We start from the raw sequence: 23,509 nt of genomic DNA, 5'->3' as shown, positions 1-23,509 counted from the left end.
TCAGAAACAAACAGCCGCAGCTCCGGTTCTGATCTGATGAGAACTGGAAATGCTCCCGGGAACCGGGCGGTTTTTGGCTTTGCCGCGTTGACCCCGGTTAGGAGGGGCTTTAGGTTCCGCCGCCAACAAACGATTACCCACCGCAACACGAAAGAGGATCGATGAAGGTTCTGGTGCCGGTCAAGCGCGTGGTCGACTACAACGTCAAGATCCGCGTCAAGAGCGACGGGTCGGGCGTTGAACTCGCCAACGTCAAGATGTCGATGAATCCGTTCGACGAGATCGCCGTCGAAGAAGCGCTGCGCCTCAAAGAGGCCGGCAAGGCGACCGAAGTCGTCGTCGTCTCGATCGGACCGGCGCAGGCGTCGGAAACCCTGCGCACCGGCCTCGCCATGGGCGCCGACCGCGGCATCCTGGTCAAGGCCGACGGCGTGGTCGAGCCGCTGGCGGTCGCCAAGATTCTCAAGGGCGTGGCCGACGAAGAAAAGCCCGGACTGATCATTCTCGGCAAGCAGGCGATCGACGACGATTCCAACCAGACCGGCCAGATGCTGGCAGCGCTGCTCGGCTGGGCGCAGGCGACCTTTGCCTCGAAGCTCGAAGTCGACGGCTCCGACTTTACCGTGGCGCGTGAAGTCGACGGCGGTTCGCAGACCGTCAAGCTGAAGGGCCCGGCGATCGTCACCACCGATCTGCGGCTGAACGAGCCGCGCTACGCCAGCCTGCCGAACATCATGAAGGCCAAGAAGAAGCCGATCGCGGAGAAGACCGCGGCCGACTACGGCGTCGACGTTTCGCCGCGCCTGGAAGTTCTGAAGACCGTCGAGCCGGGCGGCCGCAAGGCCGGCGTCAAGGTCAAGGACGTCGCCGAACTGGTCTCGAAGCTCAAGAACGAAGCGGGTGTAATCTGATGACCACGCTGCTGATTGCCGAACACGACAACGCTCAGCTCAAGGACGCCACCAACAAGGCGATGACCGCCGCCGCCGCGCTCGGCGGCGAGGTGCACGTGCTCGTCGCCGGCCAGGGCTGCAAGGCCGCGGCCGATGCCGCCGCCAAGCTGCAGGGCGCCGCCAAGGTGCTGCTCGCCGAAGCGCCGGCCTATGAGCACGATCTCGCCGAGCCGCTGGCCGCGCTGATCGTCTCGCTCGCCGGCAGCTACGACGCGATCGTCGCTCCGGCCACCTCGCGGTTCAAGAACGTGATGCCGCGCGTCGCCGCGCTGCTCGACGTGATGCAGGTGTCGGAGATCATCAAGGTGGTGGCGCCCGACACCTTCGAGCGTCCGATCTATGCCGGCAACGCGATCCAGACCGTGAAGTCCAAGGACGCCAAGAAGGTCATCACCGTCCGGACCTCGACCTTCCAGGCGGCCCCGGGCGAGGGCGGCAGCGCTGCGATCGAGACCGTCGCTGCGGCGGCCGATCCCGGCCTGTCGAGCTTCGTCGGCGAGGAAGTCGCCAAGAGCGACCGTCCCGAACTGGCCTCCGCCAAGATCATCGTGTCGGGCGGCCGTGCGATGCAGAGCCGCGAGAACTTCACCAAGTACATCGAGCCGCTTGCCGACAAGCTCGGCGCCGGTGTCGGCGCCTCGCGCGCCGCGGTCGATGCCGGCTACGCCCCGAACGACTGGCAGGTCGGCCAGACCGGCAAGGTTGTGGCCCCGGAGCTGTACGTCGCGATCGGCATTTCCGGCGCGATCCAGCATCTCGCCGGCATGAAGGACTCCAAGGTGATCGTCGCGATCAACAAGGACGAAGACGCGCCGATCTTCCAGGTTGCGGATTACGGTCTGGTCGCCGACCTCTACCAGGCGGTGCCGGAGTTGACCGAAGAGCTGGGCAAGCTCGGCAAGTAAACGCCTTCGCGGGCGGACGAACCCGGCCCGAGGGCCGGGTTCGTTGCAGAAGCCTTAAGCGTTCACCGGCTAACTGTCCGGGCGCCGGACACGGACAGCGGCGCGGGAATGTGCGAAGATGCACCGGCCGCGCGACGCGGCTGTGCTCCGAACGAGATGAGAGATGGCGGCAGCAATCAAGAAAGTCGGCGTAATCGGCGCGGGGCAGATGGGCAACGGCATCGCCCATGTGATCGCTCTCGGCGGGATCGACGTGGTCCTGAACGATCTCTCCGCCGACCGGCTGAAGTCGGCGATGGCCACCATCAACGGCAATCTCTCGCGGCAGATCGCCAAGAAGATCATCACCGAGGACGCCCGCAAGGCTGCGCTGGCGCGGATCACCGCGACCGAGAAGCTGGACGGACTGTCCGACTGCGACCTCGTGATCGAGACCGCGGTCGAAAAGGAAGAGACCAAGCGCAAGATCTTCAACGAGCTGTGCGCATCCTTGAAGCCGGAGGCGATCATCGCCTCCAATACCTCGTCGATCTCGATCACCCGTCTGGCCGCCTCGACCGACCGGCCGGAACGCTTCATCGGCATTCATTTCATGAATCCGGTGCCGGTGATGGAGCTGGTCGAGCTGATCCGCGGCATCGCCACCGACGACGCCACCTTCGAGACCGCCAAGGCGTTCGTCACCAAGCTCGGCAAGCAGATCGCTGTGTCCGAGGATTTCCCGGCGTTCATCGTCAACCGCATCCTGTTGCCGATGATCAACGAGGCGATCTACACGCTGTACGAAGGCGTCGGCAACGTCGAGGCCATCGACATGGCGATGAAGCTCGGCGCGCATCATCCGATGGGCCCGCTGGAGCTTGCCGATTTCATCGGCCTCGACACCTGTCTGTCGATCATGCAGGTGCTGCACGAAGGCCTCGCCGACTCCAAGTACCGGCCGTGCCCACTGCTGGTGAAATATGTCGAAGCCGGCTGGCTCGGCCGCAAGACCCAGCGCGGTTTCTACGACTACCGCGGCGACAAGCCGGTGCCGACCCGCTGATCGGATCGCTCGACCGTTCTCATTCGATCCCCGGCACGGTCCGGATCTGCTCCGCCAAAAAATCGATCAGCAGCCGCACGCGCGCGATCCCGGCGCGCTCCGGCACGATCAACAGATTGAGCGGCACCGGCGACAGCCGGTACTCCGGCAGAATGATTTCGAGCCTGCCGGCGGCCAGCAGATCGTCGACCAGCCAGCGATGGGCTGCGGCGATGCCGCGGCCGGCGATCATCGCCTCGCGTGCTGCCAGCCCATGATCGACCCGGAGCCGGCCGCCGAACGGGACGCGGTGGGTCTGCTGATCCGGTCCCTGGAGCATCAGCATGTCGCTGCCCGCCACATTGACCATGCGGATACCCTGATGGCTCGACAGATCCTGCGGGACCGCCGGCCTGCCGTGCACCGATAGATAGTCCGGCGAGGCCACCAGCAGGCGCTGGCTGTCGCCGAGCGGTCGCAGTTTCAATGTGCTGTCAGTCAGCGGAGCCAGCCGGATCGCCAGATCGACGCCCTCGCGCACCAGATCGACCCGCTGATCGGTCAGGCCGAAGTCGATGCCGATCTCCGGATAGCGGTCCTGAAACGCGAACATCAGCCGGCTGGCGTGCAGCACGCCGAACGAGGCGGTGCAGGAGATTCGGATGGTGCCGGCGGGAGCCCCGGAGGCGCCCAGCGCTTCGTCACCGGCCTGGTCGAGCAGCCGCAGGATCTGGACGCAACGCGCGTAATAGCGGCTGCCTTCCGCGGTCAGGGTCACCCGGCGGGTGGTGCGGCTCAACAGCGGCGCGCCGATCGCGGTCTCGAGCTCCTGCAACTGGCGGGTGACGGTGGACTGGCCGACATTGAGATCGCGCGCAACCGCCGACAGGCTGCCTCGCTCGGCGATACGCACGAAGGTCCGGATGCGTTCGATCGTGACTGCTGATCTATCCATTCTACAGAACAATCATATCGAAGATCGATGTCTACCGGAATAATCGGGGCAGGGATAGCAGAAGACTCTGATCCATTTCAGGGAGTCCGACCGTGAAAGTCCTTCTGGTATTCGCCCATCCCGAGCCGCGCTCGCTCAACGGGGCACTGCGCGACGTCGCGGTCGCGGAACTGCGAGGCCTCGGCCACGAGGTCCAGGTCTCCGACCTCTACGCCCAGGGCTGGAAGCCTGCGGTCGACCGCGCCGATTTCCCGGGACTCGCGTCCGGCGAGCGGCTGCTGCCTTCGGTCGCATCCAAGGCGGCGTTCGACGCAGGAGAGCTGACCCAGGATGTCCGCGACGAGATCGACAAGCTGCTCTGGGCCGACGCCGTGATCCTGCAATTCCCGCTGTGGTGGTTCACCATGCCGGCGATCCTGAAAGGCTGGGTCGAGCGGGTGTTCGCCTGCGGCTTCGCCTATGGGGTCGGCGAGCACAGCGACAAGCGCTGGGGCGATCGCTACGGCGAGGGCCGTCTGGCCGGCAAGCGCGCGATGCTGATCGTGACCACCGGCGGCTGGGAGCAGCACTACGGCCCCCGTGGCATCAACGGGCCGATCGACGACCTGCTGTTTCCGATCCATCACGGCATTCTGTTCTATCCGGGCTGCGAGGTGCTGCCGCCTTATGTGCTGTATCAGGCCGGCCGGCTCGATTCGGCCGGGTTCGAAGCGGAGGCCGAGCGGCTCCGGGCTCGGATGCGAACGCTCGCCGAGACGCCGCCGATCCCGTATCGGCGCCAAAACGGCGGCGACTACCTGATCCCTGCGATGGAGCTGCGGCCGGAACTCGGCGATCCGAACGGAACCGGCTTTGCGGTCCATCTCAGCGACGCTGCGGGCTCCAGGGTTTAAACGCCGCCGTCTGTCTCGACGGCGGCTCTCACAGGCGGCGGTGCGATCGATGCTATTTCATCGAATGCGCCCGCCTTGCTCCGGATTGTTAACGATTTGCTGCCAGACTGCGGCGATGGACATGAGCATGATCAGCGCGGCGCTCGCCATGCAGGCCAGCAGCACGCAGATGCAGATCGCGACGACGATTCAGGCGTCGGCTTCGCGCATGGAGCGCGACACGGTGCAGACGCTGCTCGGCACCGGACAGGGCGGCTCGGCGTCGCTCGCCAATGTCGGCCCCGGCGTCGGCGGCAATCTCGACATCAGCGCCTGATCGCCGGCCCGCCGCTACACCAGCTTCTTGAACCCGCCGTAGAACATCCGCTTGGTGTCGAACGGCATCGTCTTGGGGTCCATGCCGTTCAGTCGCGGGTCCTGCATCGCCTTCGCCATCACCTTGTCGCGCTGCTTGCGCGATTTGTAGACGATGTAGGCGAACACCACGACCTCGTAGGGCTTCAGCTTCACGCTACGCGGAAACGAGGTCCGCTTCCCGGGCGAGACGTCGTCGGCGACCCACTCGCGATAATCGACGGCGCCGTGCTCGCGAAACACCTTGTCGGCCTTGCGCGCCAGCTTGAGGTAGTCGGCGAGCCGGGCCTTGGGCACCGGCACCACGAATCCATCGACATAGGACATCCGTCGTCTCCCCCGTTGATCGGCCGGCACATCATGCGGCTTTCCGGAGGACGGTCGAGCGGTTCGCGCGCCGACATCCGGCGACGGGTCCATTTGTCGCGGCGGCTATTTGGGCAGCGCGCCCTTCACCAGCGCCAGTGCGTCGGCGCTGTCCCATTCGGCCGGACCGGCAATGGTGCCGATCTCGCAGCCGTTGCCGTCGACCAGCACCGAGGTCGGCATGCCGAGCGCGCGCCCGACCGATTTGAGATCCTGAAACACCTTGGCGGTGGCGTCGGCGAAATAGCTCAGCCGGGTCAGCTTCTCCTCGTCGAGAAATTTCTTCGGCTTGGCGGGATCGCGGGTGTCGATGTTGATCGCCACCACCTCGAACCGGTCGCTGCCGAGCTGCGCCTGCAGATTGTCGAGCGCCGGCATCTCCTTGCGGCACGGCACGCACCAGGTCGCCCACAGGTTCACCAGCACGGTCCGGCCGCGGAAGTCCGACAGTCTCTTGGGCTCGCCGGCGCTGTCGGTGAAGGCGAGGTCCGGCAGTCGCAGCGGCGACGACGCCATCGTCACCGCCGCCACCTCGCCGCGCACCAGCGGCTTGAGCTGCTGCGCCAGTGCCACCGCCGGCCGGCACACCGGATCGCCGCCCGCATTGCGCTGCAGCCCGCCAATCCCGTATATCCCGGCGGCGCCAGCGACGACGAGCACGGCAATCGTGGCCAGCAGGATGGTCAGGCGGCCGGCACGGCGCGGCGGGGCGGAATTCGGCTGGGATTCGGTCATCGAACAATCTGGGATCGGCAGGCCGCGCAGGTTCGCGGGCGGCTGCTGGTGATGAAATGTGATTGAGACGCGAGCATGATCGTGAGCGGCGACAGATGAGCAACAAAATGTGGGGCGGCCGATTCACCGATCGCCCCGACGCGATCATGGAAGAGATCAACGTCTCGATCGACGTCGACCGCCATCTCTACGCCCAGGACATCACGGCGTCCAAGGCGCATGCGGCCATGCTGGCCGCGCAGGGCATCATCACCGCGAACGATGCGAAAAATATCGGCAAGGGTCTAGACACGATCTTGTCAGAGATCGGTGCCGGCAAATTCACCTTCAAGCGTGCGCTCGAGGACATTCATATGAATGTCGAGAGCCGGCTCGCCGAGCTGATCGGCCCGGCCGCCGGGCGTTTGCACACCGCGCGCTCGCGCAACGACCAGGTCGCGACCGATTTCCGGCTGTACGTCCGCGATGTGTTGGACGAAACCGATGCGGCGCTGGCGGCGCTGCAGCAGGCGCTGGCAGAGCGGGCGCTCGAGCAGGCCGATACCGTGATGCCGGGTTTCACCCATCTGCAGACCGCGCAGCCGGTGACCTTCGGTCATCATCTGATGGCCTATGTCGAGATGGTGGCGCGCGATCGCGGCCGGTTCCAGGATGCCCGCAAGCGGCTCAACGAAAGCCCGCTCGGCGCCGCGGCGCTGGCCGGCACCTCGTTCCCAATCGACCGCCACGCCACCGCCGCCAGGCTCGGCTTCGACCGGCCGATGGCCAATTCGCTCGATGCGGTGTCGGACCGCGACTTCGTGCTGGAGACGTTGTCGGCGGCGTCGATCTGCGCCGTGCATCTGTCGCGCTTCGCCGAAGAGATCGTGATCTGGACCTCGCCGCTGGTCGGCCTGATCCGGCTGTCGGACAAGTTCACCACCGGCTCCTCGATCATGCCGCAGAAGCGCAATCCGGACGCTGCCGAGCTGGTCCGCGCCAAGACCGGCCGGGTGATCGGCGCGCTGAACGGCCTGTTGATCGTGATGAAGGGCCTGCCGCTCGCCTATCAGAAGGACATGCAGGAAGACAAGCAGGGCGCGATGGAAGGCTTCGCCGCGCTGTCGCTGGCGATCCGCGCGATCACCGGCATGGTTCGCGACCTCGAGCCGGAGCCGGAGCGGATGAAGGCGGCCGCGGGCGAGGGCTATGCCACCGCCACCGATCTGGCCGACTGGCTGGTGCGGACGCTGAAGATGCCGTTCCGCGAGGCGCACCACGTCACCGGCCGGATCGTCGGCCTCGCCGCCAAGAAGGGGGTGGCGCTGCACGAACTGCCGCTCGCCGAGATGCAGGGGATCGAAAAGCGCATCACCAAGGACGTGCTGGCGGTGCTCAGCGTCGAATCCTCGGTCAAGAGCCGCACCTCCTACGGCGGCACCGCGCCGAAGAACGTCCGCAGCCAGGCCAACGCCTGGCTCAAGCGGCTCGCCAAGGGCCGCAAATCTCGCTGAGGCGGCGGCCGTCCGGCGGTTTTTCGGGGGCTCGCCAGCGCGGCGCAATCTCGGTATGGTGCCGCGCCAATTGGGGATATTCGACGTGAATCGCGTGACCAGCCCATCGCGATGGGCGCTTCTGGTGATTGTGGCGGCGACGCTGGCATTGTCGGGCTGCGGCCGTAAAGGCGGCCTCGATCTGCCGCCGGGCGCGGCCGACACCCCGTCGGCGGCGCCGGCGAGCACGCCGGAGGCCAAGGGCGACGTGTTCGACTCGTCCTACGGCACCAACGCGCCGCCGTCCGCCGCCAAGGGGCGGAAGCGAAGCACCATTCTCGATCCGCTGCTGGACTAAGCGCCAAGATGCGTCATTTCGACTATCGCGACGGCGTGCTGCACGCCGAAAGCGTCAGCCTTGCGTCGATCGCCAAGGACGTCGGCACGCCGTTCTATTGCTACTCCACCGCCACGCTGGAGCGACACTACCGGGTATTCACCGAGGCCTTCGCCGGCCTCGATGCGCTGGTGTGCTACGCCATGAAGGCGAATTCCAATCAGTCGGTGCTGCGCACGCTGGCGAGGCTCGGCGCCGGCGCCGACGTGGTGTCGGGCGGCGAATTGCAGCGCGCGCTGGCTGCCGGGATTCCGCCGGGCAAGATCGTGTTCTCCGGCGTCGGCAAGACCGAGGCCGAGCTGCGCGCCGCGCTCGCCCACGACATCAAGTGCCTCAACGTCGAATCCGAACCCGAGCTCGAACTGCTGTCGCGGCTCGCGGTCGAGACCGGCCGCACCGCGCGGATTTCGCTGCGGGTCAATCCGGACGTCGATTCCGGCACCCACGCCAAGATCTCGACCGGCAAGTCCGAGAACAAGTTCGGCATCCCGATCCGTCACGCCCGCGAAGTCTATGCCCGCGCCGCCAGGCTGCCGGGCATCCAGGTCACCGGCGTCGATGTCCATATCGGCAGCCAGATCATCGATCTGGCGCCGATGGAAGCGGCGTTCCGCAAGGTCGCCGAATTCGTTCACGTGCTGCGCGGCGACGGCCACACCGTCAGCCACGTCGATTTCGGCGGCGGGCTCGGCATCCCGTACTACGAGGACCGCGACGCGCCGCCGGAGCCGTTCGCCTATGCGGAGATGGTCAAGCGCGTCACCCACAATCTCGGCTGCGCGCTGCTGTTCGAGCCGGGGCGGATGATCGTCGGCAACGCCGGCATCCTGGTCGCACGCGTAATCTACGTGAAGCACGGCGACGGCAAGACCTTCGTGATCATCGATGCGGCGATGAACGACCTGATCCGCCCCACATTGTACGAGGCGTATCACGAGATCGTCGCCGTGCAGCAGCCGGCGCCCGGCGCAGCCAGCATGGTGGCGGATGTCGTCGGCCCGGTGTGCGAGACCGGTGATTACCTTGCGCTCGACCGCAAGCTGCCGGAGCTGAAGGCCGGCGATCTGATCGCCATCATGACCTCGGGCGCCTATGGCGCGGTGCAGGCGTGTACTTACAACACCCGTCCGCTGGTGCCGGAAGTGCTGGTGAAGGACGATCAGGTCGCGGTGGTGCGTCCGCGCATCACGGTCGAGCAACTGATCGCGATGGACCAGCCGGCACCTTGGCTGTGAGTTGGCCTCTCGCCGGAGAGAGGGGTGGGACCGCCAGACGCGGCGTACAAAAATATCCTGGCGGTCCCGATCGCGCTTGAAATCCGCGGCGGTGAACATGCGGCTTCACCGACCGACGCGCGCGACGGGTCGACCGTAGCGATCCGGTGAATTCGAGCAATTTGAACTGTTTTTTAACCTAACCACTCAACCTTAACGCGGCGATCCGCGCCGCCGCGCCGGTTGGCGAGTACCAATTATCCGGCTCAACCCTTGTCGATCTCTGCGAATACTTCGCGGGCGATCCGGAAGCTGTCGACGCCCGCCGGAATTCCGGCGTAGCAGGCGACCTGCATGAAGATCTCGCGGATCTCGTCCTTGGTGACGCCGTTGGTGAGCGCGCCTTTGATATGGGCGCGCAGCTCGTGCGGGCGGTTGAGGATCGCGATCATCGCCAGGTTCAGCATGCTGCGGGTCTTCTTCGGCAGCCCGTCGCGCCCCCAGATCGCGCCCCAGCAATATTCGGTGACGAGTTCCTGGAACGGCTTGTTGAAGTCGTCGGCGTTGTTCAGCGCGTTCTCGACATAGGCCTCGCCCAGTACCGCCTTGCGGATCTCCAGGCCCTTGTCGTGCGTCGTCTTGTCCATTGCGCGTCCTCTGCTGGGAAGTTCGCCGGAACACTACGGGCAGTGGCCATCGCCGTCACGCGTTCGTGTCGCAGCGTGATGCGCGCCGCGCCACGCCAGGGCGGTGCCTCATTGCCGCCGCTGTGCTACGCTGCTGTGAGCAGCAACCCGGAGAGACGGTTGAGCCGCAGCATTCCCGATCCGTCGCAGGCCCCGCTCGATGAAGAGGCGGTCGCGCGGCTGCACCTGGACAAGGCGATCCGGCGCGCGGCGCTGGCGATCGGCTGGGAACGGGCGTGGCCGCATCTGGCCCGCGTTATCAGTGTCGTCGGGCTGTTCCTGGCGCTGTCCTGGGCGGGGCTTTGGCTGGCGCTGCCGTTTTCGGGGCGGATCGTCGGCCTGATGGCGTTCGCGGCGCTGGCGCTCGCCGCGCTGATCCCCGCCCTCCGCTTCCGTTGGCCGAGCCGCGACGATGCGCTGGCGCGGCTCGACCGCAATACCGGCCAGAAGCACCGCCCCGCCACGGCGCTCGGCGACACCCTGGCTTCCAGCGATCCGGTCGCCCGGGCGTTGTGGCAGGCGCAGCGCGAGCGCACCCTGGCGACGATCCGCGGGCTGAAGCCCGGACTGCCGTCGCCGCGGCTGCCGATCCACGATCCCTGGGCGTTGCGGGCGCTGGTGGCGATCTTGTTGGTCGCGACCTTCATCGCCGCCGGCGAGGAGCGCACCCCGCGGGTGATGGCGGCGTTCGACTGGAACGGCGCGATGGCGCCCTCCAATGTCCGGGTCGATGCCTGGGTGACGCCGCCGCTCTACACCAACAAGCCGCCGATCATTCTCACCGCCGCCAACAACCGGGATCTCGGCACCCCGGGCAGCGGTGCGCTGCCGGTGCCGGTCGGCTCGACCCTGCTGGTGCGCTCCAGCGGCGGCGAGCTCGACGTCACGGTCGGCGGCGGTCTGGTCGAGATCAAGCCGGACAGCGAAGCCCCGAGCGGCACCAGCGAACGGCATTTCCGCATCACCGCCGACGGCACCGCGCGGGTGCGGGCGCCGTCCAGCGAGGCGCCGTGGAGCTTCACCGCGACGCCGGATCGGCCGCCGGGCATCGCCCTCGCCAAGGAGCCGCAGCGTCAGGCGCGCGGCTCACTGCAACTGTCCTACAAGCTCGAAGACGATTACGGGGTGACCGAGGCCGAAGCGCAGTTCGCCGCGGTTCCCGCCGCCAAGCCCGGCGCCGCCGCAGCGGAGGCGCCGCGACCGTTGTTTGAGCCGCCGCAGGTCAAGCTGGTGCTGCCGAATGCCCGTACCCGTGCCGGCGTCGGCCAGACCGTCAAGGACTTCAGCGAGGATCCTTATGCGGGTGCCGAGGTGACGCTGACGCTGACCGCCAAAGACGAGGCCGGCAACGAAGGCCGCAGCGAGCCGTTCGCGATGCGGCTGCCGGAACGGCTGTTCACCAAGCCGCTGGCGCGGGCCCTGATCGAGCAGCGCCGCATTCTGGCGCTCGATGCCGGCGCCAACAAGCAGGTCCACACCGCACTCGACGCGCTGCTGATCGCCCCCGAAGTGTTCGCGCCCGACGCCGGGCAGTATCTCGGTCTGTACACCGTCGCCGATCAGCTCGAACGCGCCCGCACCGACGAGGCGCTGCGCGAGGTGGTCGGCAATCTGTGGTCGCTCGCGGTATCGATCGAAGACGGCGACGCATCGGACGCCGAGAAGGCGCTGCGCGCCGCGCAGGACGCGCTGAAGGATGCGCTGGAGCGCGGCGCGCCCGACGACGAGATCAAGCAGCTCACCGACAAGCTGCGCGCGGCGCTCGACGCCTATATGCGCCAGCTTGCCCAGCAGCTCCGCAACAATCCGCAGCAGCTCGCCCGCCCGCTCGATCCGAACACCAAGGTGATGCGCCAGCAGGATCTCGAGGCGATGATCCAGCGGATGGAGCGGCTGTCGCGCTCCGGCGACAAGGATGCCGCCAAGCAACTGCTCGATCAGCTCGCGCAGATGCTCGAGAACCTGCAGATGGCGCAGCCCGGCCAGGGCGGCGGCGACAACGACATGGAGCAGGCGCTGAACGAGCTCGGCGACATGATCCGCAAGCAGCAGCAGCTCCGCGACAAGACCTTCAAGCAGGGCCAGGATCAGCGCCGCGACCGAATGCGCGGCGACGACGGCGAGCCGAATCTCGGCGATCTACAGCAGGATCAGCAGAGCCTGCACGACCGGCTGCGCAAGCTGCAGCAGGAACTCGCCAAGCGCGGCCTCGGCCAGAGCCCGCGCGGCGAAAAGGGGCAGCAGGGCCAGCAAGGCCAGCAGGGCGAGGGCGGCCTCGATCAGGCCGATTCGGCGATGGGCGATGCCGAAGGCCGTCTCGGCGAGGGCAATGCCGACGGCGCGGTGGATTCGCAGGGCCGTGCGCTGGAGGCGCTGCGCCAGGGCGCGCAGAAACTCGCCGAGGCGATGCAGCAGGGCGATGGCGAAGGCGACGGCCAGGGCAACCGTCCCGGCCGCCAGCAGAGCGGCGCCAACCAGACCGATCCGCTCGGCCGCCCGCTGCGCGGCCGCGATCTCGGCGACGATCTCACCGTGAAGATCCCCGGCGAAATCGACGTCCAGCGCGTCCGCCGCATCCTCGAGGAACTCCGCCGTCGCCTCGGCGATTCGGCCCGGCCGCAGCTCGAACTTGACTACATCGAGCGGCTGCTGAAGGATTACTAAGCGATCAGCCTGCCCCGAGCACGGCGCAACCTCGCCCGCCTGCGGGAGAGGTCGACGCGCGTAGCGCGGCGGGTGAGGGCACTCCTATCAGCGACGAGCTAACTCACTACCCGTGTCGCCCTCACCCCAGCCCTCTCCCGCAGGCGGGAGAGGGGGCGCGCAGCGTCTTGGGGCAGGCGTCGATCTTCCGTCGCGAAGGGGGTCAACTACTACTCTTCTTCGCCGACAGCGCGTCCGCGACGGCGGTGCGGATGTCGGCGACCGAGAACGGCTTGGTGACGACGTCGTGGACGATGGCGTCGAGGCCGAAAGCGCGTTCGCGCTGATCGGCGAAGCCGGTCATCAACAGGATCGTCAGCTCGGGGAAGTCGCGCGCGACCGCCAGCGCCAGCGCGATGCCGTCCATGATCGGCATCTTGATGTCGGTCAGTAGCAGGTCGAACTTGCCGTTCTGGCTGGTGAGGATCTCCAACGCTTCGCTGCCGTCTTCGGCCGTGACGGTCTCGTGGCCGTCCAGGCCGATGGCGCGCGCCACCAGAAGGCGCATCGATTCTTCGTCGTCGGCGATCAGGATGCGCGCCATCGTCTCACTTCCCTCGTCGCGGCTGGCGCCGGGCCGCGTCCGGCCGCAATCATCATGGCTTCAGGCACCACCGGCGGCAATGTCGCGCCGGTTGAAGAAGCGCACGTCGATCGCGCGCGCCTCCGCCGGAGGCGAGGCCAGTCGCGTCCGGAACCAGGCGGCTTCCCCGAGCCGCAGCACCTGCTGTTCCAGCACGGCGTTCCAGGCGTAGATCTCGGTGCCGCTGCCGTCGCGTAGCGAAAACCGCAGCCGCGGCAAGTCCACGGCTCGGTTGACTTCACCGACCACGACGCCCTCGATCACCAGGACCGGCTTCGCATCGACGGTCTCGCGCATGAGCTTGACGTTCCGGATCGCCAGCCCGCGCAGGTTCACGTCAAATCCGATCGTCCGGTAGAACGCGGCGGTCTGCGGCATCAGCCGGACGATCTCGGCACGCCAGATCAGCAGGCCGAGTGCCACCGAGCCGAACACCGCGACGGCCATTTGGGCGGTCAGCAGCGACTTGACGGTCTTGATCGGATCCTGGCGCAGCGCCGCCAGCCGTTCCTTGAAGCTCGGCCGCCGCCGCCGGGCACCGAACGAAGTCTTGCGCTTGCGCCGTGGCGGCAGTTCGACATCTTCTCCGGGCTCGGGTTCGGCCGCGAGCGCGCGTGCGAACGGATCGTGGTCGCCTTGTCCCGGCAGGTCGGCGGTGATCGGCGGGCTCTCGACGACCGGCGTGTCCTGTTCGTCCTCGGTGACGCCCCAGCCTGGATCGTTGGCGAGATCGCTACCGGCCGGCTGTTCCTCGACCGTCATCGCCGCGACGCGGACGTCGCTCTGCACGTCTTCGGGCCGGGCGAGCCAGACTTCCTTGCAGCGGGAACAGCGCACCGTCCGGCCGGAATCTCCCAGTTTGGCCGGATCGATCGCATAGGATGTCGTACAATGCGGGCAGACGATATGCATGGCGAATCGCTGACTAGAAGGTTCGTCCGATCGTACCGTCCGTCCGTTAACGAATCGGAAACCATAGCCGCCTCACAACGGCGGCACGGGCAGATGGCGTGGCGTGCCCTTTCTCCCCGCGCCGATCGAAATCGGAGCTGAACGTGGTCCGCTTCGAAAATGTCGGCCTGCGCTACGGGCTCGGTCCGGAGATCCTCCGCGACCTCAATTTTGCAATTCCGGCGCATTCGTTCCAGTTTCTCACCGGCCCGTCCGGCGCAGGCAAAACCTCGCTGCTCAGGCTGCTGTTCCTGTCGCTGCGGCCGACCCGCGGCCTGGTCAATCTGTTCGGCAACGACGTCTCGCTGCTCGGCAAAGAGGAGATCGCGGCGCTGCGGCAGCGCATCGGAATCGTGCTGCAGGACTTCCGCCTGCTCGACCACATGACCACCTATGAAAATGTGGCGCTGCCGTTCCGGGTCACCGGGCGCGACGAGTCGAGCTATCGCAAAGAGGTGATCGACCTACTAAAGTGGGTCGGGCTCGGCGACCGGATGGACGCGCTGCCGCCGGTGCTGTCGGGCGGCGAGAAGCAGCGCGCAGCGATCGCCCGGGCGGTGATCGGCCGGCCGCATTTGCTGCTCGCCGACGAGCCGACCGGCAATGTCGATCCGACGCTCGGACGCCGGCTGCTTCGGTTGTTCATCGAACTCAACAAATCCGGGACCGCGGTGGTGATCGCGACCCACGACATCAACCTGATGGATCAATACGAAGCGCGCCGGCTGGTGCTGCACCAGGGACGGCTGCACGTTTATGAATAGGCAGGGGCCGTTGCGCAGAGCCGACGAACGCGACGTCATGGTCGACCTCGGGCACGAACGCCCGCAGGTGCCGCCGAAGGCGCGCAACGCCTCGCCGATCGTGCCGCGGGCATCGATCTCCGGTCGCGCGCTGGTCGCCGTGGTGGCGATCATGACGTTTCTGGCAGCGATGACCACCGGCGTGGTGATGCTGGTCAGCGCATCGGCGGCGGAGTGGCAGTCCGAGGTGTCCAGCGAGCTGACCGTGCAGGTTCGCGCCGGCCGCGGCCGCGACCTCGATCGCGATGCCGACCGGGTCGCCGAGGTGGTGAACAGCCAGCCCGGCATCGTCGAGGTCCGGACTTTCACCAAGGAGGAATCGGCGCGGCTGCTGGAGCCGTGGCTCGGTACCGCGCTATCGCTCGACGACCTGCCGGTGCCGCGGGTGATCGTGGCGCGCAGCGCGCCCGGACGTGGGCTCGACCTCGGCGAACTGCGCCGCCGCGTCACCGAGGCCGTGCCGAGCGCGACGGTCGACGACCACCGGGCCTGGATCGAACGGATGCGGTCGATGACCGGCGCCACCGTGGTGGCCGGCATCGGCGTGTTGGCTCTGGTGATCGTCGCCACCATCATTTCGGTGTCGTTCGCCACCCGCGGCGCGATGGCGGCGAACCGGCCGATCGTCGAGGTGCTGCATTTCGTCGGCGCCAGCGACCGCTACATCGCCAACCATTTCTTCCGGCACTTCCTGCTGCTCGGCCTGCAGGGCGGCCTGATCGGCGGCGGCGCGGCGATCTTCGTGTTCGGCTTTTCGGAATCGGTGGCGATGTGGTTTTCCGGCACGCCGGTCGGCGACCAGTTCGCGGCGCTGCTCGGCACCTTTTCGCTGCGCCCGACCGGCTATCTGGCGCTCGCCGGCATGGCGGTGCTGATCGCCGGCATCACCGCGCTGGCGTCGCGCCGCACCCTGTTCAGCACGCTGAACTCGATCGAATGAGCCGCACATGACCGGAGCGTTACCTCCGCACCGCGCAGGGCGTTCGACCATCCGGCGGACTCCCTTTCGCCCGAAATCGCATTAGAGTCCGGGGCGTCTTCCGCCGCCGCTGCCGACGGCGGAACGCGCGTCAATCGAGGTCAATCGCAGTCCTATGGAGTCGTCTTCCGATCGCAGCCCGATCTCCCCGTCGCCGGACCGTCCGGTCCGACGACGGGGACGGCTGCGCGCCACCATCGTGGCGGTGCTGGCGCTCGGCTTCGTGGCTGTGGCGGGCGGGTTCGTGGCGTTTCTGGCGCAGCTCCATAGTGCCGAGCTGCAGCCCCGCCGCAATGCCGAGGGCATCGTGGTGCTGACCGGCGGCTCGTCGCGAGTGTCGGACGCGGTCGAATTGCTGGCGGCGGGCTATGGCCGGCGGCTGTTGATTTCCGGCGTCCACCGCACCAACGGAGCCCGTGACATCTCGCGCTCGGTGCCGGAGAGCAGCGACTGGTTCAGTTGCTGCGTCGACCTCGATCGTTCGGCGGTCGACACCCGCAGCAACGCCGCTGAAACCCGGCGCTGGGTGCGGGAGCGCGGCTTCCGCTCGCTGATCGTGGTCACGTCGAATTACCACATGCCGCGGGCGATCGCCGAAATGTCCGATGCCATGCCGGATGTCGAATTGATTCCGTTCGCGGTGATCGGCGACAAGTGGCGCGACGAGCCGTGGTGGACCAGTGGCGGAACGCTGCGGCTCTTGCTATCCGAATACGCCAAATATCTCGCGGTCGAGCTGCGGGTGCGCCTGTCGAAGCTCGGCATCGAGCTGATGCCCGAACCGGCCGAACAGGCCGACCCGACCGGCGCCCGCAAACCGGCGACCGCCCTCGTCAATTGATCGGACCAGCCCGATGTTCGTGATCTTCCTGCGTTCGTTGATCTTCAACGTGCTGTTCTACGTGGTGCTGGTCGGCTGGGTGCTGGCCGCCACGGCGGCGGCGCTGTTTTCCGGCCGGGCTGTGGTCAAGGTCGCCAAGCTGTGGGGCCAGAACAGCATCTGGCTGATGAGGGTGATCTGCGGCACCAAGGTGGAGTTTCGCGGACTGGAGAAGATCCCGGAGGGACCGCTGATCGTCGCGCCCAAGCATCAGTCGATGTGGGAGACGTTCGCGCTGCTGCAGTTCTTCGACCAGCCGCTGTACATCCTCAAGCGCGAGCTGACCTGGATTCCTGTGTTCGGCCAGTTGCTGCTGCGCGGCGGCATGATTGCGATCAACCGCGCGGCGGGCGTCAAGACCCTGGTGGAGATGGCGCGCCGCGCCCGCGAGGAAGTGCGCCGCGGCCGGCAATTGATCATCTTTCCGGAAGGCACCCGGACCCCGGTCGACGCCCCGCCGAACTACAAGACCGGCGTCGGCCAGATCTACGTCGATTGCGGCGTGCCGTGCCTCCCGGTGGCGCTGAATGCCGGGCTGTTCTGGCCGCGGCGCCAGTTCATGCGCTATCCCGGCACGATCGTGGTCGAATTCCTCGATCCGCTCCCGGCCGGCCTCGACCGCCGCGAGTTCCTCCGGCAGCTCAGCGGCGTGGTCGAGACCGCCACCAACCGCCTGGTCGCCGAGGCGCGCCAAGAGCAGGCGGAGCTGTTCGGCCGGGTGCCGAGCGCCAAGCCGCATCGCGTCAAATCTGCCGCCAAGCCGGAAAGCGGCAAGGCCGGCTGATCGGCTGCGACTTCCGCGTCAACGCGGCGCCGGCGCCTCATCGCGCAGCGCTTCGGCGAGTTGGTGCAGCGGCACGTCGCGGCAGCCCTGGGTTTCCAGCGCCTTTACGGTGGCGATCACGTAATCGCGGTTCGGGCCGGAGCGGCCGTGGCCCTGGCGCACGTGGCGCAGCCGTTCGGCGTAAGACAGCCGGCCGGCATATTGCGCGTGGCCGCGGTCGACCACGTAAGTGAGCGCGCTGATCCGGCGCCGGGCGTCGTCCTCCAGCCACACCGAGCGCTTGACCTCGCGATACACGCTGGTGACCTGCTCGCGTTCACGCAAGTAAGCCACCGTCGCCATCCGGTGCGCATCGGCGACGCGGAACGCGATGCCGCGGCAGGCGCCGCCGCGATCGAGCCCGAGCACCAGGCCGGGCTGTTCCGGCGTGCCGCGGTGGACGAACGAATACACGCACAGCGCCCGGTGCTCGCCGATCAGCCGCGCCGGCACCCGCTCGACGAAGTCGAAGCCGGGATTCCACATCAGCGAGCCATAGCCGAACACCCAGAGGTCGCCCTGGGTCAGGTCGGAGTCGGTGAGCGTTTTGGCGGACATGCGTGCAGGCGGGGCTATCGTGCAAATGACAAATTCAGTCCTTACCGCATCACGCTACGAAGCGTGAGCGGTTTGCCGCGCGGGTCGGCCGCGTTCGCGGCATGGCGTGCGGCAGCCGGTCGCGGATTCCCTTTTCGGGCTTCTCCCCTTAAGTAGGCGCGATGGCAGATTCCCCAATTTCCCCCCGCCGCCCGCTATGGCCGGTGCTGTTGCTCCCCGGCGTGGTGGTGCTGGCGGCGCTCGCCTGGAGCGCATTCTGGCTGTTCTCGGCAAGCCAGGTCGACCGCATCGTCGATGAATGGCGGGCCCGCGAAGCCAAGGCCGGCCGCAGCTATGATTGCGGCCAGCGCTCGGTGGCGGGCTTTCCGTTCCGCCTCGAGGTTCGCTGCGAGAATGCCAGCGTCGCGCTGACCTCGCAGACCGCGCAGCAGGCCGCGACCCAGACCCCGGTGACCGCCAAGCTCGGCGAGATCCTGGTGGTGTCGTCGCTGTATCAGCCGAGCCTGCTGATTGCCGAGTTCAAAGGCCCGGCGAGCTTCGCCGATCGCGGCCAGCCGGTGTCGATGGAGCTGAACTGGAAGACCGCGCGCAGCAGCGTCGCCGGGCTGCCGGCCGCGCCGGAGCGCGTCGCGTTGGTGTTCGACGAGCCGGTGCTCGACGGATTGAGCGGCGCGACCCGTGTGCCGCTCGCCCGTGCCCGTCATGCCGAGCTGCACGGCCGGCAGCGCGAGGCCGCCGGCGCCGAGCCGCGCCAGCTCGAAGTCGATCTCAAGCTCGACGGCACTTCGGTGCATGATCTGCACCCGCTGCTCGCCGATCCGTTCGACGCGCATCTGCGCCTCTTGCTCAGCGGCCTGAAGGATTTCCGCCCCAAGCCGTGGCCGCAGCGCTTCCGCGAGATCCAGGCCGCCGGCGGCCGCATCCGGTTCGAGCAGGCGCGGATCCAGCAGGGCGACATGGTGGCGGTCGCGACCGGCTCGCTTGGGCTGACGCCGCAGGGCTATGTCGACGGTGAATTGCAGATGGTGGCCACCGGGCTCGACCAGGTGATCCCCAAGCTCGGCATCGACAAGATGCTGGAGCAGGGCGTGTCGCAATCGACGCTCGACCGGCTGGCGCCCGGCGTCCGCGCCAAGGATGTCAACAATGTGCTCGGCGCGCTCGACCGCGCCATTCCGGGCCTCGGCCAGGTGGTGCGCAAGAACGCCAATGTCGCGGCCGTCGCCGGCATCGACGCGCTCGGCCAAGAGACCACGCTGGAAGGCCGTCCCGCCCGCGCCTTCCCGCTGCGCTTCGTCGAAGGCGCCGTGATGCTCGGCCCGCTGAAGGTGGGGCAGACCAAGCCGCTGTTCTGAGGCGACGTGGCTCCATATCGCTAAGCGTCATGGCCGGGCGCGACCCGGCCATCCATCGTCTTTGCAACGACTGTTTGAAGACGCGCGCGGCGCTTGATGGATGCGCGGGTCAAGCCCGCGCATGACGGCGTTGTTGGGGCGACTGCTTAATGCAGCCCCGGCGCCTCGTGCCCGGTGCGGGCAACGTATTCGGTGTAGCCGCCGCCGTATTTGTGGACGCCTTCGGGGGTCAGCTCCAGCACGCGGTTCGACAGCGCGGCCAGGAAGTGGCGGTCGTGCGACACGAACAGCATGGTGCCTTCGAAGTCGGCGAGCGCCTTGATCAGCATTTCCTTGGTGGCGATGTCGAGGTGGTTGGTCGGCTCGTCGAGCACCAGGAAGTTCGGCGGGTCGTACAGCATCTTGGCCATCACCAGCCGGGCCTTCTCGCCGCCGGACAGCACCCGGCACCTTTTCTCGACGTCGTCGCCGGAGAAGCCGAAGCAGCCGGCGAGCGCGCGCAAGCTACCCTGGCCGGCCTGCGGGAACCACTCTTCCAGCGACTGGAACACGGTGAGTTCGCCGTCGATCAGATCCATCGCGTGCTGGGCGAAGTAACCCATCTTGACGCTGCCGCCGATGGTGACGCTGCCGTCGTCGGGCGCGGTGGCGCCGGCGACCAGCTTGAGCAGCGTCGACTTGCCGGCGCCGTTGATCCCCATCACGCACCAGCGCTCGCGGCGGCGGATCGCGAAGTCGAGATCCTCGTAGATCACGTGATTGCCGTAGGCCTTGCGGACATGGCTGAGGCTGGCGACGTCTTCGCCGGAGCGCGGCGCCGGCAGGAAGTCGAACGCGATGATCTGGCGGCGGCGCGGCGGCTCCACCTTCTCGATCTTCTCCAGCTTCTTGACCCGGCTCTGCACCTGGGCGGCGTGCGAGGCGCGCGCCTTGAAGCGCTCGATGAACGCCACTTCCTTGGCCAGCATCGCCTGCTGCCGTTCGAATTGCGCCTGCTGCTGCTTGTCGGCCAGCGCGCGCTGCCCCTCGTAGAACTCGTAGTCGCCGGTGTAGCTGGTCAGCGTGCCGGCATCGATCTCGACGATCTTGTTGACGATGCGGTTCATGAAGGCGCGGTCGTGCGAGGTCATCAAGAGCGCGCCCTCGAAGCCCTTGAGGAACTGCTCGAGCCAGATCAGGCTTTCGATGTCGAGGTGGTTCGACGGTTCGTCGAGCAGCATCACGTCCGGCCGCATCAACAGAATGCGGGCGAGCGCCACGCGCATCTTCCAGCCGCCCGACAGATTGCCGACGTCGCCGTCCATCATCTCCTGCGAGAACGAGAGACCTGCCAGCACCTCGCGGGCGCGGCCTTCGAGCGCGTAGCCGTCGAGCTCCTCGAAGCGGTGCTGGACCTCACCGTAACGCTCGAGGATCTGCTCCATCTCGTCGGCGCGGTCCGGGTCGGCCAGCGCGTGCTCCAGTTCCTTCAGCTCGGCCGCGACCTCGCTGACCGGGCCGGCGCCCTCCATGGTCTCGGCGACCGCGCTGCGGCCGCTCATCTCGCCGACGTCCTGGCTGAAATAGCCGATGGTCAGGCCGCGATCGACCGACACTTGGCCCTCGTCCGGCTGTTCCTGGCCGGTGATCATCCGGAACAGCGTGGTCTTGCCGGAGCCGTTCGGCCCGACCAGCCCGATCTTCTCGCCCCGCAGCAGCGTCGCGGAGGCTTCGATGTAGAGGATCTGGTGGCCGTTCTGCTTGGAGATGTTGTCGAGACGGATCATGGGCTCACGCGGGGGGAGAAATGCTGCGGCGCGTTTAGCGGAAACAGACGCAATGCGCCAGACACGGCCAATCCAAGCCGGTCATTCCGGGGCGCGCAGCGAAGCTGCGCGAACCCGGAATCCCGAAGAGTTCTGCGATTCTGTCGTTCCACAACTGCAAGATTCCGGGTTCGCTTGCTAGCGCAAGCGCCCCGGAATGACGAACGCGGAGAGGGCTCTCACCCCGGAATGACCATCGCGGGGAGGGCCCTCATCCCTCCGGCAGCACCGCGTTGGTCGGGGTCACCCGGTCGGTGATCTGCATGCCGAACAGGCTGCCGATGAGTTCGACCGCGACGCGGGCGGTGCGACCGCGTTCATCGAGGAACGGGTTGAGTTCGACGATGTCGACCGAGCGGACGAGGCCGGAGTCGTGCAGCAGCTCCATCACCAGATGCGCTTCGCGATAGGTGGCGCCGCCCGGCACGGTGGTGCCGACGCCGGGCGCGACCGCGGGATCGAGCACGTCGACGTCGAACGACAGATGCAGCACGCCGCCGGCTTTGCTGACGCGGTCGATGACGCGGCGGATCAGCACCCCGACGCCGAATTCGTCGATTCCCCGCATGTCGACGATTGGAATCGTGCGCGCGCGCACCAGCTCTTTCTCGAGCGGATCGATCGAGCGGATGCCGAACAGGTCGAGCCGGCTCGGCGGAACAGAGACCCGCGGCTCTTCGCCGAGCAGATGGTCGAGCCCCGGCTCGCCGCACAGGAACGCCGCCGACATGCCGTGCATGTTGGCGGTCAGCGTCGTCGCCGGGGTGTTGTAGTCGGCATGAGCGTCGAACCACAGCACGAACAGCGGCTTGCTTTGCTCTTGCCAGTAGCGCGCCACGCCGTTGACCGAGCCCATCGACAGGCTATGATCGCCGCCCATGAACAGCGGCACCGCGCCTGATCTCGCCAGCTCATAGGCGCGCGCCGAAATCGCGCCGACCCAGCTCTTCACCTCGCTGTAGTAATTGGCGTTGGCCGGCACCGGATCGTTGCCGCCATCGAATGCAGGCCGCGTCATGTCGCCGTGATCCTCGACCGCAAAGCCGAGCTGATCGAGCACGCGGCCGATACCCGCGGTGCGCAGCGCGGCGGGTCCCATCAGCGTGCCGCGCAGGCCGGCGCCGATCTCGATCGGCACGCCGAGCAGCGCGACGCGCCGTGCGGACTCGCTGTGAGCGGCTTCGGTCTGCGACATGGCGGTGACGCCCCTTCAAACGCGCGCGACGCGCGCCGGAGCGCTGCGCCAACTCAGGCCTTGAAATAGGTGATCTGATGCGTGGTCGCCAGCAGCCGACCGCTCGGCGACCACAATTCGCCGGTCTGGTCGGAGAAGCTTTTGTGAAACACGTTGGCGTCGGCGACGCCGAGCACCGCGGTGATCGACTCGGCGGCGAGATCGGCGGCGTCGACGTGGAAATACGTCGTCATCGACACCGTGCCGATCGGCAATAATTCGCCGCGGACGTGGAAGATCCGCGCGAAGAACGCATCCGCGATCGCCGACAGCGACAACAAATCGAGCGTGCGCGGCACGGCGTGGCCGATCCACGCCTTGGTGTGCGGGCTTGCCGGTTCCGGCAGCGGGCCGCCGCCGAAGTTCGGCTCGTTCTCGACGAAGCGAAACTCGAACTGACGGATCCATGACGCCGCCACGCCGCCGCGTACATAGACCGGGGCTTCGTCATAGGCCGCAGTCTTCGGCATCTCGGCCGGGCGGTGCGTCCAGGTCTCGCGACGCTGCGCAAACACCGCGGTGGCGAATACTTCGACGCCGGCGTCGCCTTGGCTGAGTTCGATGCCCCAATGCTGGGTCGAGCGCGTCGCCTTGATCAGCCGCGGCGTCAGCTCGAAGCTGCCGGCGCTGATCGGCGCGCAGAAATTGACTGTGAAAGCCAGCGGATCGCCGGCGCGCTCCGGCTGCTGCATCAGGGCGCGCAGCAGCGTCGCCGCGGTGGCGCCGCCGAACTGGCCGACGAAGGCATGGTAATCGTCGCTGGTCGCGCCCTGCCAGCGCCCGCCATCGAAATCCACGCGCGTCGCGGCGTCGAACGGATGCGGCGTGTGCTCGACCTTGGCGTCCATGGTGCGCTTCCCGTGTTGTTGCTCTTGTTGTGG

Annotated in this window: 24 protein-coding genes; 14 read left to right on the top strand and 10 right to left on the bottom strand. The window is 67.3% G+C overall.

Annotation, left to right across the window (positions count from 1 at the left end; genetic code table 11):
• Positions 1-161 precede the first annotated feature (161 nt).
• The 3 genes from FLL57_RS18855 to FLL57_RS18845 all read left to right on the top strand — a co-directional run bounded on the left by FLL57_RS18855 (position 162) and on the right by FLL57_RS18845 (position 2,903).
• On the top strand, positions 162-911 hold the full coding sequence (locus tag FLL57_RS18855; RefSeq protein WP_013504560.1) for an electron transfer flavoprotein subunit beta/FixA family protein: 750 nt from the start codon (positions 162-164) through the stop codon (positions 909-911).
• Positions 911-1,858 carry an electron transfer flavoprotein subunit alpha/FixB family protein gene (locus tag FLL57_RS18850; RefSeq protein WP_013504559.1) on the top strand — a complete coding sequence of 316 codons (948 nt, stop codon included), beginning with the start codon at positions 911-913 and terminating at the stop codon, positions 1,856-1,858. The genes FLL57_RS18855 and FLL57_RS18850 overlap by 1 nt, the downstream gene beginning before the upstream one ends.
• 163 nt (positions 1,859-2,021) lie before the next feature.
• A complete protein-coding gene (locus FLL57_RS18845; RefSeq protein ID WP_013504558.1) occupies positions 2,022-2,903 on the top strand; it encodes a 3-hydroxybutyryl-CoA dehydrogenase in 882 nt (293 codons plus the stop codon).
• 19 nt (positions 2,904-2,922) lie between these two features.
• Here FLL57_RS18845 and FLL57_RS18840 read toward each other — a convergent pair whose 3' ends face one another.
• Positions 2,923-3,837, bottom strand: a complete 915-nt coding sequence (locus FLL57_RS18840; RefSeq protein WP_142883684.1) for a LysR family transcriptional regulator — start codon at positions 3,835-3,837, stop codon at positions 2,923-2,925.
• 92 nt (positions 3,838-3,929) lie between these two features.
• On the opposite strand from FLL57_RS18840, the gene FLL57_RS18835 reads away from it, so the two are divergent.
• Both FLL57_RS18835 and FLL57_RS18830 read left to right on the top strand, forming a co-directional pair.
• Entirely contained in the window at positions 3,930-4,730 is an 801-nt protein-coding gene (locus tag FLL57_RS18835) for an NAD(P)H-dependent oxidoreductase (protein ID WP_142883683.1), read from the top strand.
• 115 nt (positions 4,731-4,845) lie between these two features.
• Positions 4,846-5,046 carry a hypothetical protein gene (locus tag FLL57_RS18830; protein WP_185966160.1) on the top strand — a complete coding sequence of 67 codons (201 nt, stop codon included), beginning with the start codon at positions 4,846-4,848 and terminating at the stop codon, positions 5,044-5,046.
• Positions 5,047-5,060: 14 nt separating this feature from the next.
• Here the strand turns inward: FLL57_RS18830 and FLL57_RS18825 are convergent, their stop codons facing one another.
• Together FLL57_RS18825 and tlpA are read right to left on the bottom strand one after the other, a co-directional pair.
• On the bottom strand, positions 5,061-5,411 hold the full coding sequence (locus FLL57_RS18825; protein ID WP_142883682.1) for a DUF1428 domain-containing protein: 351 nt from the start codon (positions 5,409-5,411) through the stop codon (positions 5,061-5,063).
• 105 nt (positions 5,412-5,516) lie between these two features.
• Positions 5,517-6,185: a thiol:disulfide interchange protein TlpA gene (gene tlpA / locus FLL57_RS18820; RefSeq protein WP_013504553.1), complete on the bottom strand. Its 669-nt coding sequence runs from the start codon at positions 6,183-6,185 to the stop codon at positions 5,517-5,519.
• A gap of 95 nt (positions 6,186-6,280) precedes the next feature.
• Between tlpA and argH the strand changes: the two genes are divergently transcribed.
• From argH to lysA, 3 genes are read left to right on the top strand one after another with little or no spacing between them, the layout of a single operon-like run.
• Positions 6,281-7,678, top strand: a complete 1,398-nt coding sequence (gene argH, locus FLL57_RS18815) for an argininosuccinate lyase (protein ID WP_142883681.1) — start codon at positions 6,281-6,283, stop codon at positions 7,676-7,678.
• A gap of 55 nt (positions 7,679-7,733) precedes the next feature.
• Positions 7,734-8,015: an LPS translocon maturation chaperone LptM gene (gene lptM / locus FLL57_RS18810; RefSeq protein ID WP_013504551.1), complete on the top strand. Its 282-nt coding sequence runs from the start codon at positions 7,734-7,736 to the stop codon at positions 8,013-8,015.
• A gap of 8 nt (positions 8,016-8,023) precedes the next feature.
• Positions 8,024-9,289, top strand: coding sequence for a diaminopimelate decarboxylase (lysA, locus tag FLL57_RS18805; protein WP_142883680.1), 1,266 nt, complete (start codon positions 8,024-8,026; stop codon positions 9,287-9,289).
• Between the two features lie 245 nt (positions 9,290-9,534).
• On the opposite strand, the gene FLL57_RS18800 is transcribed toward lysA, so the two are convergent.
• Positions 9,535-9,915, bottom strand: a complete 381-nt coding sequence (locus FLL57_RS18800) for a carboxymuconolactone decarboxylase family protein (protein ID WP_142883679.1) — start codon at positions 9,913-9,915, stop codon at positions 9,535-9,537.
• A gap of 159 nt (positions 9,916-10,074) precedes the next feature.
• Here FLL57_RS18800 and FLL57_RS18795 point away from each other — a divergent pair, with 159 nt between their 5' ends.
• A complete protein-coding gene (locus FLL57_RS18795) occupies positions 10,075-12,618 on the top strand; it encodes a TIGR02302 family protein (protein ID WP_142883678.1) in 2,544 nt (847 codons plus the stop codon).
• 202 nt (positions 12,619-12,820) lie between these two features.
• Here the strand turns inward: FLL57_RS18795 and FLL57_RS18790 are convergent, their stop codons facing one another.
• Positions 12,821-13,201, bottom strand: coding sequence for a response regulator (locus FLL57_RS18790; RefSeq protein WP_142883677.1), 381 nt, complete (start codon positions 13,199-13,201; stop codon positions 12,821-12,823).
• A gap of 60 nt (positions 13,202-13,261) precedes the next feature.
• Positions 13,262-14,152: an MJ0042-type zinc finger domain-containing protein gene (locus tag FLL57_RS18785; protein WP_013504546.1), complete on the bottom strand. Its 891-nt coding sequence runs from the start codon at positions 14,150-14,152 to the stop codon at positions 13,262-13,264.
• 143 nt (positions 14,153-14,295) lie between these two features.
• Between FLL57_RS18785 and ftsE the strand changes: the two genes are divergently transcribed.
• From ftsE to FLL57_RS18765, 4 genes are all read left to right on the top strand, one after another.
• Positions 14,296-14,955 (top strand): cell division ATP-binding protein FtsE, encoded by a 660-nt coding sequence (gene ftsE / locus FLL57_RS18780; RefSeq protein WP_013504545.1) that lies wholly within the window; start codon positions 14,296-14,298, stop codon positions 14,953-14,955.
• A complete protein-coding gene (locus FLL57_RS18775; RefSeq protein ID WP_013504544.1) occupies positions 14,948-15,934 on the top strand; it encodes a cell division protein FtsX in 987 nt (328 codons plus the stop codon). Before ftsE ends, FLL57_RS18775 begins: the two co-directional genes overlap by 8 nt.
• A gap of 154 nt (positions 15,935-16,088) precedes the next feature.
• On the top strand, positions 16,089-16,814 hold the full coding sequence (locus FLL57_RS18770; RefSeq protein WP_013504543.1) for a YdcF family protein: 726 nt from the start codon (positions 16,089-16,091) through the stop codon (positions 16,812-16,814).
• A gap of 13 nt (positions 16,815-16,827) precedes the next feature.
• On the top strand, positions 16,828-17,637 hold the full coding sequence (locus tag FLL57_RS18765; protein WP_142883676.1) for a lysophospholipid acyltransferase family protein: 810 nt from the start codon (positions 16,828-16,830) through the stop codon (positions 17,635-17,637).
• A gap of 18 nt (positions 17,638-17,655) precedes the next feature.
• Here the strand turns inward: FLL57_RS18765 and FLL57_RS18760 are convergent, their stop codons facing one another.
• On the bottom strand, positions 17,656-18,234 hold the full coding sequence (locus FLL57_RS18760) for a gamma-glutamylcyclotransferase (protein WP_142883675.1): 579 nt from the start codon (positions 18,232-18,234) through the stop codon (positions 17,656-17,658).
• Positions 18,235-18,395: 161 nt separating this feature from the next.
• Here FLL57_RS18760 and FLL57_RS18755 point away from each other — a divergent pair, with 161 nt between their 5' ends.
• A complete protein-coding gene (locus FLL57_RS18755; protein ID WP_142883674.1) occupies positions 18,396-19,589 on the top strand; it encodes a DUF2125 domain-containing protein in 1,194 nt (397 codons plus the stop codon).
• Between the two features lie 146 nt (positions 19,590-19,735).
• Here FLL57_RS18755 and FLL57_RS18750 read toward each other — a convergent pair whose 3' ends face one another.
• The 3 genes from FLL57_RS18750 to FLL57_RS18740 all read right to left on the bottom strand — a co-directional run bounded on the left by FLL57_RS18750 (position 19,736) and on the right by FLL57_RS18740 (position 23,476).
• Positions 19,736-21,355 carry an ABC-F family ATP-binding cassette domain-containing protein gene (locus tag FLL57_RS18750; protein WP_011160262.1) on the bottom strand — a complete coding sequence of 540 codons (1,620 nt, stop codon included), beginning with the start codon at positions 21,353-21,355 and terminating at the stop codon, positions 19,736-19,738.
• A gap of 250 nt (positions 21,356-21,605) precedes the next feature.
• Positions 21,606-22,589 (bottom strand): arginase, encoded by a 984-nt coding sequence (gene rocF, locus FLL57_RS18745; RefSeq protein WP_142883673.1) that lies wholly within the window; start codon positions 22,587-22,589, stop codon positions 21,606-21,608.
• A gap of 53 nt (positions 22,590-22,642) precedes the next feature.
• Positions 22,643-23,476 (bottom strand): acyl-CoA thioesterase, encoded by an 834-nt coding sequence (locus FLL57_RS18740; RefSeq protein ID WP_142883672.1) that lies wholly within the window; start codon positions 23,474-23,476, stop codon positions 22,643-22,645.
• Positions 23,477-23,509 lie beyond the last annotated feature (33 nt).

Origin of the sequence: Rhodopseudomonas palustris, from assembly GCF_007005445.1 — a bacterium.
In the GTDB taxonomy this organism is placed as follows: domain Bacteria; phylum Pseudomonadota; class Alphaproteobacteria; order Rhizobiales; family Xanthobacteraceae; genus Rhodopseudomonas; species Rhodopseudomonas palustris_G.
This window is presented reverse-complemented; position numbering and strand designations above follow the sequence as displayed.